This is a genomic window from Leptolyngbya sp. PL-A3 (genome assembly GCF_039962325.1).
Classification (GTDB): Bacteria; Cyanobacteriota; Cyanobacteriia; order Elainellales; family Elainellaceae; genus Vacuolonema.
The window spans coordinates 110,555-123,061 of sequence record NZ_JAMPLB010000020.1 but is presented as its reverse complement, the minus strand read 5'-3'; the positions used below and the strand labels follow the sequence as shown (position 1 = coordinate 123,061).

At 44.3% G+C, this 12,507-nt stretch carries 11 protein-coding genes and 1 pseudogene; 5 read left to right on the top strand and 7 right to left on the bottom strand.

Annotated features, from left to right (window positions below; genetic code table 11):
- Nucleotides 1-76: 76 nt before the first annotated feature.
- The 3 genes and pseudogenes from NDI52_RS16810 to NDI52_RS16800 form a co-directional block, all read right to left on the bottom strand.
- Nucleotides 77-934: a CHASE2 domain-containing protein gene (locus NDI52_RS16810; RefSeq protein ID WP_348256470.1), complete on the bottom strand. Its 858-nt coding sequence runs from the start codon at nt 932-934 to the stop codon at nt 77-79.
- 35 nt (nt 935-969) lie between these two features.
- A complete protein-coding gene (locus NDI52_RS16805; RefSeq protein WP_190770568.1) occupies nt 970-1,647 on the bottom strand; it encodes a response regulator transcription factor in 678 nt (225 codons plus the stop codon).
- Between the two features lie 126 nt (nt 1,648-1,773).
- A pseudogene (locus NDI52_RS16800) lies at nt 1,774-1,953 on the bottom strand (Uma2 family endonuclease); the annotation flags it as partial.
- A 400-nt stretch (nt 1,954-2,353) separates the two neighbouring features.
- Between NDI52_RS16800 and NDI52_RS16795 the strand changes: the two are divergent.
- Nucleotides 2,354-4,048 carry a lipase family protein gene (locus NDI52_RS16795; protein ID WP_190770567.1) on the top strand — a complete coding sequence of 565 codons (1,695 nt, stop codon included), beginning with the start codon at nt 2,354-2,356 and terminating at the stop codon, nt 4,046-4,048.
- A 112-nt stretch (nt 4,049-4,160) separates the two neighbouring features.
- Here NDI52_RS16795 and tal read toward each other — a convergent pair whose 3' ends face one another.
- From tal to NDI52_RS16780, 3 genes are all read right to left on the bottom strand, one after another.
- Nucleotides 4,161-5,312 (bottom strand): transaldolase, encoded by a 1,152-nt coding sequence (gene tal / locus NDI52_RS16790; protein ID WP_190770566.1) that lies wholly within the window; start codon nt 5,310-5,312, stop codon nt 4,161-4,163.
- 369 nt (nt 5,313-5,681) lie between these two features.
- Nucleotides 5,682-6,197, bottom strand: coding sequence for a BON domain-containing protein (locus NDI52_RS16785; RefSeq protein WP_190770565.1), 516 nt, complete (start codon nt 6,195-6,197; stop codon nt 5,682-5,684).
- Between the two features lie 313 nt (nt 6,198-6,510).
- Complete coding sequence (locus NDI52_RS16780) at nt 6,511-6,927, bottom strand: hypothetical protein (protein WP_190770564.1); 417 nt, start codon at nt 6,925-6,927, stop codon at nt 6,511-6,513.
- 434 nt (nt 6,928-7,361) lie between these two features.
- Here NDI52_RS16780 and NDI52_RS16775 point away from each other — a divergent pair, with 434 nt between their 5' ends.
- The 4 genes from NDI52_RS16775 (at nt 7,362) to NDI52_RS16760 (ending at nt 11,479) form a co-directional block, all read left to right on the top strand.
- Nucleotides 7,362-7,778: a rhodanese-like domain-containing protein gene (locus NDI52_RS16775; RefSeq protein ID WP_242045875.1), complete on the top strand. Its 417-nt coding sequence runs from the start codon at nt 7,362-7,364 to the stop codon at nt 7,776-7,778.
- 420 nt (nt 7,779-8,198) lie between these two features.
- Complete coding sequence (locus tag NDI52_RS16770) at nt 8,199-8,672, top strand: hypothetical protein (protein ID WP_190770563.1); 474 nt, start codon at nt 8,199-8,201, stop codon at nt 8,670-8,672.
- A gap of 931 nt (nt 8,673-9,603) precedes the next feature.
- Nucleotides 9,604-10,878, top strand: coding sequence for a phosphatidylserine/phosphatidylglycerophosphate/cardiolipin synthase family protein (locus tag NDI52_RS16765; protein ID WP_190770562.1), 1,275 nt, complete (start codon nt 9,604-9,606; stop codon nt 10,876-10,878).
- A gap of 256 nt (nt 10,879-11,134) precedes the next feature.
- A complete protein-coding gene (locus NDI52_RS16760) occupies nt 11,135-11,479 on the top strand; it encodes a hypothetical protein (RefSeq protein ID WP_190770561.1) in 345 nt (114 codons plus the stop codon).
- A 190-nt stretch (nt 11,480-11,669) separates the two neighbouring features.
- Here the strand turns inward: NDI52_RS16760 and NDI52_RS16755 are convergent, their stop codons facing one another.
- Nucleotides 11,670-12,449, bottom strand: a complete 780-nt coding sequence (locus NDI52_RS16755) for a ZIP family metal transporter (RefSeq protein WP_190770560.1) — start codon at nt 12,447-12,449, stop codon at nt 11,670-11,672.
- Nucleotides 12,450-12,507 lie beyond the last annotated feature (58 nt).

The window sequence follows — 12,507 nt, the reverse complement described above, 5'->3', positions numbered from 1 at the left end:
TTTCCTTTATTGACTACTTCAACCAAACGATGGCAAAGCCCTTTCAATGGACATTCAAGGGTAAGTTACTGGCGTTCTAAACCATAGGCTTATTTATGCCGCCGAGTACTAGTACATCAGAAAACGTAATGGTTGAGAATGTTTTACTATTACGATAATTGAGAAAAACCTGTAATCTACCCAGTTCTTGTGAGCTGTATCCCCTCACACTACTGGGGCGGAAGTTGAGAAAAGACTGTAATCCATCCAACTTCAAAGGGCTATCCTTCTGGGGGTTACCGGGCTGAAGATAAGGAATTTCAACAGAACCAAAACGCATCCTCCATGGATCACGAATGCTATTTTCCAGCGCAAGATGATGCTTCCGCTTCAAATAGGCTTCAGCCAGCCTAATGGAAAAGGAGAATTTGAAATCTGATACCTTACCGGATGGGCTCAATCCCAAAAACGAGCGACGTACCATGCCATCAGAATCAATCAGATAATCATCAAAACCGACTTGGCTCGGAGGCGCTTCTGATGGGGCTGGAATAGGCGGGAGTAGTAACTTCTCAATAACAATAAAGTTTTGGTGCTGCTTCAGGAGTTGAATGAGTTCATTGCGTCCTTCACCGATAGGGGTATCACGAAAAATACCTAAACCCACCACTGCTGGGTCATATTCGTAGATACGGCTGACCAATTGGGCCAGGATGCGATCGGGTATAGGGTAGGTACCGACTTTTTGAATATCACGAGCGTCAATGCCGACCAGGACAATTTCCTCATCCCTGGGTTCTTCGGGGCGCAATCGTAAAAAGTTATCAAAAATTGCCCATTCGACGGACGTAAAGGCTCCTAAAAAACGGGCTACAGCTACTAGAGCAACGGCAAACACACCAATCTGCCAATCCGCAGAGTAGTTTTTGAGTTTATGGAAGAGGTGTGTTTTCATGGCTCATCACGATCGGTATCCAGATGCAGTGGAATTTAATCAATTAACCCTTCTTCACGGGCGCGAATTTCTGTCGCGATACGAAGATTTTTATGTTCATCCGGATAGACACCCAAAGCATCCTGAAGTTTATTCCAGTAGTTGCGTACGGTTCGTTCTGCTAAATTCATCCGTCTGGCAATTTCCTTATCTTGTAAACCTTCCTGAAAAGCCAGGTTTAAAATAGGTAACCATTCGGGCTTCACATCAATACCTTTACCATGGCGGAGTTCACGAGTGTGAGTAACACCTTGTAAAGCCCACTTTACCCGTAAAATCATGTCTTCCCCAGAAATTGCTTTATCAATTACGGTAAAACCGCCCATATGTTTATCGATATCCGATTTAATGCGTACCAATACGTTGGGGCGGCTACTTTGAATCGCAATGTTTAAGGTTGGATAACGGGCAAGAATTTCCTTAATAAGTTGAATTCCTGTATCACTCTGGGCTGCTTCTGTTGGGGTAGGCGGGAGAAACAGATCGAGAACCACCAGATCCGGTTGAAGGGTTGCAATGGTTTCGAGAACATTTTGAGCAGACTTTTCTGTGACGATTTTCGCGTCCGGATATTCTCGCTGGATCAGCACGATGGTTCCATTCAGAATCAGGTCGTGATCATCCACCACCAGGATTTTTTTGGGTTGATCAGTTGTTGATCCGGCTTCACTCATGTTCCCGCCCTCAATGAAGACATTAGACCCTGTCACTGTATTTTAGGCGCGAATGCCGACGGGTCAAATACAGCAAGCAGTAGGATGGCATGCCGAAAACGGCATGGCCCCTTTTTCGGCTTTTCGTTATACAGAAAACAGCAGGATAAGTAGGTGGAGATGACTGCCTTCGCCTCGCTGGTAGGTAGTTGCGAGAGCCAGTACAGCCTCCTTGCGGCAGGAGACCTGAATTTGTTGGCGTATGGGATCAACAATCCAGTATTCTTTAACGCTTTCGCGGGAGTAGATTTTAAGTTTGAGTTGGCATGTTTTCTTGCTGAAAGTTGCATTCTTTAATTCACTACAATCGCGTCTATTAAGACTCTGGAATTTTCCTCAAAACTTCCCCCTTTTGTGTACTCTTCGTGCATACAAAAGCAACTTATGCTACGGATGGTGGGAGTGTTGAAATCCCAAGTATGCGTCGTTGGTGCAAAGTGTGGCGTATGCTGGAATTTGAGGGTTTGCAATATGCATTCCTAAATGATTTATGAAACGCTTTTTTGAAAATCGAGCTAGCTGGAGTCTAGCAAAACTCTTAAAGGCTATTTAGACTTTCTCTGGTTTTCGAGGAGTAAAGAAATTTAGACATTGTGGTCTAAAGAAAGGAGAATTGGGAATTCTTTGATAGCATCTATACACATTAACGATATTGCGAGGCAGTACCGTGGGGCATCGACTGTTTTCAGCGGTTTTATGGGCATCTTTAGCCTTCACAGGTTCAGTAGCGATCGCTCCTACAATTACGTCTCCTGCCGTAGCTCAGGTAACTCCTAGCTCAACGGTTGATCAGGATGTGTCGGATATTGCCTCAACTCAGGCTATTGCTCAAGGTTTAATGGCTGCAGGGTTATTGGGAGGGGCGATCGCCCTTAGCATTGGCATTTACCAATACAACCGCAACAAGAGATGGGATCACGTTGAGTTTTTGCGTAGGGCTGTCAAAGAATTTGAAGCCGATCCCGAGATCTGGAAAGCTTTGAAGATTCTCGATTTTGAAGAATACCGTGATTACGAAATTGTTGCAGGTGGGAAAAAGATAACATTTCGAGCCACCAATGATTTGCTGTATGCCGCGCTTGCAAGTCACAATGAGCGGCTCGCACAAACCAAGCGATTTGAGGATGCAAAGGCTGCAGGAACGTTGGATGATGAGGCTCTTGAGCGTTATCAAATCACTACGGCTTTACGAGATTGGTTTAATAAGATGCTCAATGGGTTAGAGCATTTTGGATATTTTGTTGAATCGGGACTATTTACCCCGGAAGAAATTCGTCCCTGGATGATTTACTGGATTCGATTAATTGCAGATCAGACCTATCGTCGTCCGGGTTCTTCCAAAGTTTACGATTACCTCTACAGTTACATTCACGAATATGGGTTCTATGGCGTTATCAAACTATTCGAGAAGTTTGGTTTTCGCATTCTCCCAACCCCTTATCGTGATGATGATTTTGCTGATTTGAGCAAAGGATTAAAGGATTTTGATGTTCGGACGGCTCTCAGTCTAGCTAAGGCTTCCCAGCTCATTTATCAGGACCTCAGTTACGTTAAAGAGATCAGTCGACGCTGGGGCATTAATGTCGAAAAGAACTTTGAATATATTGATAGCCATGCGCAAGATACACAGGCATTTCTGTTTAAGACAGATGAGTATATTGTGGTGGCGTTTCGAGGAAGCCAGGAGATCAAGGACTGGCAGACAAACTTTAGTACACGTCTGAAGAAGTTTGCTCTCACAACTCAAATGGAACCCCTTGATGAGGATATAACGCCACCTCGGGGGCAAGTTCATCGTGGCTTTCAGACGGCCTGGGATAGTGTTGAGAGAAGGATTCTACGGCAAATTCAGCATTGGAATGAAGGGCGAGCTGTGCCGTTACCGCTACTAATTACGGGGCATAGTTTAGGAGGAGCACTGGCAACCGTTGCAGCCGCATCCCTGGTTAAGCGGAAGTTCCCCGTTCAAGGGCTGTATACCTTCGGTCAACCTCGGGTTGGAGACTTAATTTTTGTCACTGAGATTAGTTTGGCATTGAAGGGGCGTGTCTTTCGCTTTGTGAACAACAACGATATCGTGCCCCACATTCCTCCGCCCTATTTACCCTGGAATCCTTTTAGGCTTTATGTCCATATAGGGCAAACCCGCTACTTTAATGCCCGTGGCAGCCTGATGCGTTATCCAAATCCGGTTTTGCGTTTGCTTGACTTTTTTATTGGACTAATCCGGGATTCTTTCGAACCTGGCTTTGACCTGATTAAGGATCATTACATGGAGTATTACATTAGTAATCTTGAGAAGGCGTTAGAAGTTGAGCAGGAGAAGGAAAGGCTGATGAAAGAGGAGCTGGCCGACCAGTAATATCGTCGTTGAAGGGATGATTTTTCGTGTATTTCGCACAAAAAATAACCTTTACGTTAGAAGAGGGTATGCCGATCTACTCGGCATACCCTCTTTTCTTAAGCAACGTGTTTTAAGCGTGTGCTAATTGACGAACTTGCTCATCAATAGTTTGTAACAGTGAGTTGTAAGGCTGCACAAACTTTTCAATGCCGTCCTCTAGTAGCTCATTCATGACATCATCTAAATTGATATCGATGTCGGGATCGCTCAGGCTATTAATCAAGTTCTTGGCTTCTTCAATGCCATCAGTGATGCGATCGCAATGAATGTCACAGTGGCTCTCACAAGCCTGGATAGTATCCAGCGGAGCGGTATTCACTGTGTTGCGGCCTATCAGTTCTTCAACGTAACGAACATCGCTGTATTGGGGGTTTTTAGTACCTGTACTGGCCCACAGGAGACGCTGAGGGTTTGCACCTTTAGCAGCCAATGCTTTCCAACGATCGCTCTGCTCAATTTCCAAATAACGCTGGTAGGCGAGCTTGGCGTTAGCGATCGCCACTTTCCCCTTGACGCTTTGGAGACGACGCTCTTCGCTCAAGCTTTCTGTCCCTTGATGATTGATGCGCCGATCTAGGGTTTCATCAACCTTGGTGTCGATACGGCTGAGAAAGAAGCTCGCGACAGACGCCAGCTTATTAACAGGTTGTCCGGCTTCGACGCGCCGTTCCAGCCCTCGAATATAAGCCCAGGCTGATTCGGCATACAAATCTACCGAAAATAGTAGGGTGATGTTGACATTCATGCCCTCAAAAATTGCCTGCTCCACGGCCTCCATCGATTCGGGAGTTCCAGGAATTTTAATCATCAGATTCTCTCGATTAATCTCCTGGAAGAACCGGCGAGCCTCTTGCAGCGTTCCTTGAGGATCGCGAGCCAGGAGAGGAGAAACTTCCATGCTCACATAGCCATCGTTACCATCCGATTCCTGGTAGATGGGCTGGAGAATGTCACAAGCTCGACGAATATCGTCGAATGCAAGAGATTGGTAAATCTGCTCAGTCGATAAGTTATTTTGAGCCCCTCGCTCAATATCAGGCCGGTAGAGGTCAGAGCCTGCGATCGCCTTCTCAAAAATCGTAGGATTGGAGGTCAAACCCCGAATATTCTGATGCTCAATCATCTGCTGCAATTCGCCTGAATCCAGAATTTGACGGCTCAGGAAATCAAGCCAGAGGCTTTGACCGCATTGAGCCAATTGCTGAAGTCGATTGTCGGTCATAGCAACTTCCCTAATGTATGTTTGGTGGATGGTATGAGGTGGGCTAGTCATGCTTAAGTGAGCAATGACAGGTACGAAGACGTTAGAACTGTTATTGCTCACTTTGCTGTCGTTCTGAGTGCCCTATCCCTTCACTTCAATAAATTTCTGTCTATATTTCATCTGTCGATAGTCATGACTGATGTTAAAGCTTCATATTTCAATCTGAGATTTCGCATCCCTCCAAAACTAAAATCTAGAACCGTTATTTTCTCGCCGCTTCGTAGCGAGAAAATAACGGTTCTAGATTTTGATTCAAGATCCAATTTATGGAAAAAGGACAGGCATTTAAAATGCAACTGTCCTAAAAGATGGTTATCCAATTTTTAATTATTGAGATACCACTCGTGTCATTTCGATGTCATAAGTCAGCTCATGAATACCAGGAATATTCTGAACGTCGTCGACAATTTTCTCAGCGGTTTTCTTATCTTCCACTCGGCCGGAGAGCCGTACAGAACCATTGGATACGCTGAATACCAGGGATTCTGGAACTTTGGATTGGATCCGCCGTTCAATATCCTCGTCGCTTAGGGGTTCACCCTTCGCTTCAGGATGGGTCAGTCCCTGGTACTGACTGCCACTTGTGGGCATTGTAGTAATATTGCCAGTTTTCTCGTAACCCGGCTTAGCCCCTTGCTCCCGGCGGATTTCCGTTGAACCTGGAGTTCCACCGTTGGGTTGCATGGCGAGGGCCGGTGAATTAAACCCTAGCAATACAGAGAAAAAGATAACAGCCACAAGGGCACTTTGTTTACGATACTTAAACACAATCTGGAGAGTGGCTGCGAGAGCGATCGCGCAACCAATCAGAATTGAAAGATTAGCAACAGTGGAATTAACCATCGTGTCACAATTGAACTCATCTATTATTTGATTTAGGCTGGGAAAGACCTTCCAAACCTGCTGCCAGATTAAGCGATCTCATGAAAGTTTCAATCTCCCACTGGGTATAAATATCGTCTTTAATATTTTGAATATAGTGCCTGGAAGCTTTGATTTTACGTGTAATTTCTACATATAGAACCAACACCAATGGTAGATGCGAAGCTTATCACCGCCCGCAGCAAAACCCAGAACTCTTTACCACTTTGATTACTAAAAGGAGTAAAGACTCTGGGTTTTACTATAGGGTGTGAACATAGAAATATTTGGATTGTTAGGCTGCTACATCTTTATTGTTGCGGCACTTGAAATCTTTACATTGGGTTGCCTGCCGCTTAAGAACCATGTCAGGATGAACGGCACATTGAAGATGAAGATTGGGATGAAAATAATGGCAATGCCGACAGGGAATCCCAGGATTACGCACGTACATATCTTCTGCTTTGTAAACAGGCGCCAGAATAACCCGATTCGGCTGCCGTTTACGAAGAACTAGATAAAAGACACTCAGTATAAAGAGCAACCCAACACCAATCATAGCAATTTCATCAAAACCGGCTTTCGGCTCCTGATTTAAGTTGCTAGTTTGAGAGGTTTGGACAACCAGCATCGTGTTGCTCAAATGTCCATCATTCTCTGCCTTTAGAGATAGTGAGGGTTGAGAATGCAAACTCTGCGAATAATTAGGCATACTGGCTTCATTTGGTCGTAATCCCTTTCAGCGTAGAAACTTCAGGTTGATTGAGGGCTCTATCCATTGGCAGAAAGTCGATTATTCGAAGTGGTACTTCTATATGACTACTTCTATAGTGCTCAATCTTAAAAACTTTTAGGAATTGCGTGTATAAATAGGCAAGTATAATAAACCCAAAAATCAAACCAAAAATTGAAACCTTATACCATTCGTTGTACGAGCAGTATAAGGTTTCGATTTTCGTTTAGTTGATAATGATTGGGTTAGAAAAACAATTTTTAATGTAATTCTGCTTCGAATAAAGCAACTTCTTCAAACACCACCTAAGGGAATAGAATTCAGTAAAAACAATGTATATCTCTGGGCGGATGAACATGTCAGTAATGGGCAGTAATGTATAAGCTATCGATTCGCAGTCAGGAGGAAAGCCGATGGGGATTTCAGACAAAATGGAGTCAGCGGTTGAAGCTGCTAAATCTATTGTGACTAGTCCTTTACCACATCCCCCTGATCTCAAAGCACAATCAACCCCTCAAGAATTGAAAGAACGGTTAGATTGGGGTGAGCCTGCTTTTACTATCATTGATGTTCGCGATCGCGAAGCCTTTAACCGAGAGCATATCACTGGAGCTATGGATATGCCTCTGCCCGAAGTGGCTTCCATTGTAGATAAAAGTCTGGCTCGTGAGCGAGATATTTACCTTTACGGCAACACCGATGAAGAAGCAGCTCAAGCTGCTGAACAGTTGCGCCAGGAAGGTTTTCAGCGGGTTTCTCAAATACAGGGTGGCCTTGAGGGCTGGAAAGCTGTCAGTGGTCCTGTAGATACGGCTCCAGGACTCATGTAAGAGATGGTTTGAAACGGTGTCCTCTTCAGGGTAATTGATAATATCCTTACCCGTTTCAAACCGATCTTCTGCACAGTCAAAATACAAGTTTCGTCAGGGGAGATGAGGGCAATACATTGCCCTCTTTTTTTTTGCTTATGCTGGCGTTGTTAATAAAACTCCGATTGGATAGTTATACATTCCAAATTTCAGCTTATTGAAGAATCCGCAATATGATTTTGTAAAGAAACTCAAGAATAATATTTATCCTGTCGTTGGGTAGAGTCAAGGGGAAACTATTAGCTGTATTCTCATTTTAGAAAGCGGTTTAGAAAGACTTTTCAGAAGTGAATTTTTCATGCTAGTGGACATGAAAAATTCACTTCTGAAGTAGCTTATTTAAGAAGTAAATAATATATTCTCTAAGGTTCCATAATGCATTTGTATTTTGGTTTTCCAGTTGCAGCATGGGCTAATCTTATTCAGTGTACTTCCCACACTGCACAACGAGAACTGGCTCATTTTTTAAGTCAGCAGTATTCTATTTTTCCTTGTGTTGAACTCCTACAGGTGAATGGTTTTTCTCTTCAGACTGCGGGAAGTTGGGAATTAGATAATGGTCTAATTGCTTGCCTACCGGTTAAAATATTTGGCTGGAATTTCCAGGATCAAGAATTTTCCTTAAAGCTATTTAATGGACTATTAGCTGAATCTCCCAGTTATGCTGAGATTTCTGAAGATGGAAAGCAAGTTTCCCTTTTTCAGTACCAGCCTGAAGCACAGATTTGCTACTCCTACCGTGCGATCGCTCGCACAGATTCTCTATATCCCACACGCTATCTAATTCAGGCCTTTGCCTGTACAGATCAGGAACATTGGGATCTTTTAATTGAAGGAGAATATCGTACCGCTTGAGTGAGCTATTACAGATTGGAACGATTGGCCGTTTTTCAAGAGCTTTATGGAGAACTCGCTCGTCATTACTTCCAACAACAGTTAAAAAACTGATACTTTAGAGCATCTTATTCAGAGCCGTATTTATCGATAGAGTTTGTGTGCGATCGCACCAGCTGTTATGTCGCGATTGAGTTCATATTCGCTATTGGGGAAGTGCGCCATACCGTGCGGGATCTAAGCAAAGCATAGAAGTGGCTTCTGGTAATTCCGAAACACTAGTAGGCGTAGGCTGCGGCCTAAGTTCACAACCTATGTTTTGTGTGGGGTGCGAAGCACCCCACACAAAACATAGGTGATGGATTTCCGCCTCAGCGTACTAGGTTCTGTTTGAAGGGTTGTTTTCGTGTGTACTTCGCACACGCAAATAACCCTTCCTACTGGCATGAAAGTACAGATCAAAACAGCTTGCTCCTGTAAGCGTCAAGCACCTATAAAGGTAGTTCAGCTTGAGACAAGCTGAAGTGCTTATTTTTATAGGCCCGAAGCGTATACAAAAATGAGCGTCTTCGAGCTCAAGCTTAGTAAGTTGTTTTCAGCAATTCTGATGGGTATATGCCGGCTCTGCAAGTGCGGTAATTTCCTTTCAGGTAACTGCGAAACCGCGATGTGCTTGAAAGTCTGCCTTCAGAGAGTTGTAAATGACGGTAAAAAGCCGCTATCTCTAATCTCATCAATAATAATTCTTGAGGCCGTATTCTGGGATGTGCGGATTTTATGTGCGCGTGGCGTATAAAAAATCAGTATTTCTTAGAGCACGGCTTGAATGAATAACAGTCAATCTATTTTTGAGGTTTTAGTCTCTGATGCACTAGCTATTGTCTCTTGGCATAGCTTTGTCTCTCAATCCATTTTCACCAAAGCTTATTCCGTAACTATATAGGAAAACTCAATGATAGAGCTGGTATCTCTGATTACAACTGTCATTCTTATTCTCATTCTTTTATTAGTGCTCTATCTACAGGGGTTCTTTCATGCAAAACAAACCTATAAATTATTGGGTTTACCTGCCAGTGCTCCTCATTTTCCCCTGACATTAGCAAGTCTTTCAGATTCCCAAACCACCACAGGTACAGCCACTTTTTTTCTGGATAATATTGATTTAATTCAAGAGTCCCGTCTGGAAGCGATTCGGGCTGCGAAGCAAAGTATTCAGTTTGAAACATTTATTATGACCCCGGGCGATCGCGCCGAAGCCTTCGCCCAGGTTCTCTGTGAGAAAAGCCAGGAAGGCGTTACGGTACAGCTTCTGGCAGACGCCCATGGGGCCGATAGCTTACCCTCTAGCTACTGGAAAAACTTGAGAAGTAAGGGTGTTGAAGTTCGTTTTTTCAATGCATTTTCCTGGAGGAATCCTCTTAGTTATTTGCGACGTAATCACCGTAAGTTGCTGATAGTTGACCAACAGGTTGCATCCATTGGAGGAGCGGGAATTTCAGATTGGTGGGATGGTCATGAACAGAAATATGATAAACCCTGGCTCGATTTTGAGACCCAATGGCGTGGCGAAGTAGTCAACTGGTTAACAGGAATTTTTTGGCAACATTGGTTGGATGCAGGGGGCACTGTTGACCTCACTGAGCATTGTCCCCCCGACAAACGTTTTGAACCAGATGCCGATGTCTTAATTACCCCAGGGGAAGACCCAAGCCTTCGTAGCTCCTCTATTCGTAGTTTGTTTCAGGTGGCCGTTTTATCAGCTCAAAAGCGAATTTGGATTGCTAGCCCGTATTTACTACCTGATAAAGCAACATGTCAAATGTTGGTTAAGAGTAGCCAACAGGGGGTTGATATCCGCATTGTGACCATGAGCCGATGCACTGATAAGCCTTATGTTTACTTCACATCTCAGGAACGTTATGGTCACTTGATTAAGTATGGCATCAAAATCTACGAGTATATGCCCAGTATGATGCATGCAAAGATTCTACTGATTGATGACTGTTGGGTCAGTCTGGGTAGTGCGAATCTAGATCCTCGTAGTTTCTATCACAATGATGAACTCAATTTATTCACGAATGATCGGTCTACTATTCAGGGCGTTGAATCATTCTTTGAGCGGGCTTTCACTCGCAGCTACGCGGTGAACTTAAAGCAATGGCTCCATCGCCCTTTAGGAGAACGTATTATTGGAAAGCTTTCGAATTTATTGTACTGGCAATTCTAAGATGTGCCTTAAAACTTATGGAAAGCGATGTTTAGCTAATGAATTAGTTAAACAAATACTTTATGGAAATTGCGGCTCAACTCTATCCCAAATTGTATACAACCCAAGAAAGATGCAATTAATTCCTATTTTTGAAAGACTATAGACCAAGCTGCTGTGAGTTTGCTTGAGGCTTTAGCAGACTATCTCTTGTCTTGAGATAACAAATGTTCAAGTTCACAGTTGAAAAGACTAAATTTGCAATTTGGAGTTGATTATGAACAATCCCAGGGTAGAAAGCGATAATTATGATCCCCATATTATTCCCGCTGAAACTGCTGCTCGTAAAGAGCGTGAGGAGGAGAACTATAAGCAACTTCCGGATAAGTGTGAAGGCGATCTAGATACAGGCGGCGGCTTTACCGTTGATAAGGAAGGCCTGGTCAATAACTTTGCCATTGAGCCTGAAATGTACTACGAAGTACCAGGCGATCGCCGCGAGAAAGAAGCTGCTGAGAAGGCTGCGCGGGAACAAGAACTACATGATGCTCAGCAAAACGACGAAACCGGCAAGCTGACCATGGAAGACGACAAGCGCAGCAAAGGACCTGGATTCATCTAATGTTGAATCTCTAAGAATAAAAGTGCGTGGCGTGGTGCGTCGCGCACTTTTTGTTTGTGGGTATCCTGCTCTAAAGGTTCTATGGCGATACACGCTCAGACCCAGGAGGTTCGTGTTTAAGAGCCTTATTCATCAAGGTTTTCAAACATGAACTGTTCTAACTAAATTGCGTAAGGCTAAAACACGGGTACTAGCCCAGGGTTACATCCAGAAAAAACATCAACACAAAGCCCACCATCACTCCAATGGTTGCAGCTTTTTCATAGCCCAAACGGTGAGATTCGGGAATGATTTCGTCGCTGATGACGAAGAGCATGGCTCCAGCGGCAAAACCCATCGCCAGGGGTAGGAAGGGCTGGAATAAAGAAACAGCCGCCGCTCCCAGAAAGCCACCAATGGGTTCAACCAGGCCAGTCAGTAGGCTGATCCAAAGAGCGGCAAGTTTGGTGTAGTTTTCTGTGAGCAAAGAGATTGCGACGACCAACCCTTCAGGAATGTTTTGCAGGCCAATCCCGGTGGTAAGGGCGATGCCGTTAGAGATATTCTCACCGCCAAAGCCGACACCGACCGCTAATCCTTCGGGGAAGTTGTGGATGGCGATCGCCAAAATAAATAACCAGATCCGCTTCAATTTGCTCTGGTCAGCATTTTCTCTCCCTTTGAAAAAGTGCTCGTGGGGAAAGTAGCGATGAGCCACCCACAGAAATGCTCCCCCAAGCAAGATGCTGATGACCATTTCCATCGCTGCCCAGAAAGGATCGAGCTTTTCCATAGCCGCTTCTAATCCTGGGACGATAAGGGAAAAAGAGGTGGCGGCAAGCATAACCCCAGCGCCAAACCCGAGCAAAACACCCTGGGTATTCTGGGTAATACGGTTAAAAAGGAAAATTGGTAGCGCGCCTACGCCCGTGCATAGTCCGGCGATCGTACTACCAGCCAGGCCTAACAGTAAAACGGGAAGGTCATTCATGGGAGCTTAGTTCGAATAGTTGATTTTGCCAGCCCAGGGGACTGGCAAAATCAACGGT

Excerpts from the sequence above, each read along its gene's own strand:
- NDI52_RS16780 (WP_190770564.1), bottom strand. The coding sequence starts at position 6,927 with ATGCCTAATTATTCGCAGAGTTTGCATTCTCAACCCTCACTATCTCTA.
- NDI52_RS16760 (WP_190770561.1), top strand. The coding sequence starts at position 11,135 with ATGAACAATCCCAGGGTAGAAAGCGATAATTATGATCCCCATATTATT.
- NDI52_RS16785 (WP_190770565.1), bottom strand. The coding sequence starts at position 6,197 with ATGGTTAATTCCACTGTTGCTAATCTTTCAATTCTGATTGGTTGCGCG.
- NDI52_RS16810 (WP_348256470.1), bottom strand. The coding sequence starts at position 934 with ATGAAAACACACCTCTTCCATAAACTCAAAAACTACTCTGCGGATTGG.
- NDI52_RS16765 (WP_190770562.1), top strand. The coding sequence starts at position 9,604 with ATGATAGAGCTGGTATCTCTGATTACAACTGTCATTCTTATTCTCATT.
- NDI52_RS16755 (WP_190770560.1), bottom strand. The coding sequence starts at position 12,449 with ATGAATGACCTTCCCGTTTTACTGTTAGGCCTGGCTGGTAGTACGATC.
- NDI52_RS16805 (WP_190770568.1), bottom strand. The coding sequence starts at position 1,647 with ATGAGTGAAGCCGGATCAACAACTGATCAACCCAAAAAAATCCTGGTG.
- NDI52_RS16775 (WP_242045875.1), top strand. The coding sequence starts at position 7,362 with ATGGGGATTTCAGACAAAATGGAGTCAGCGGTTGAAGCTGCTAAATCT.
- tal (WP_190770566.1), bottom strand. The coding sequence starts at position 5,312 with ATGACCGACAATCGACTTCAGCAATTGGCTCAATGCGGTCAAAGCCTC.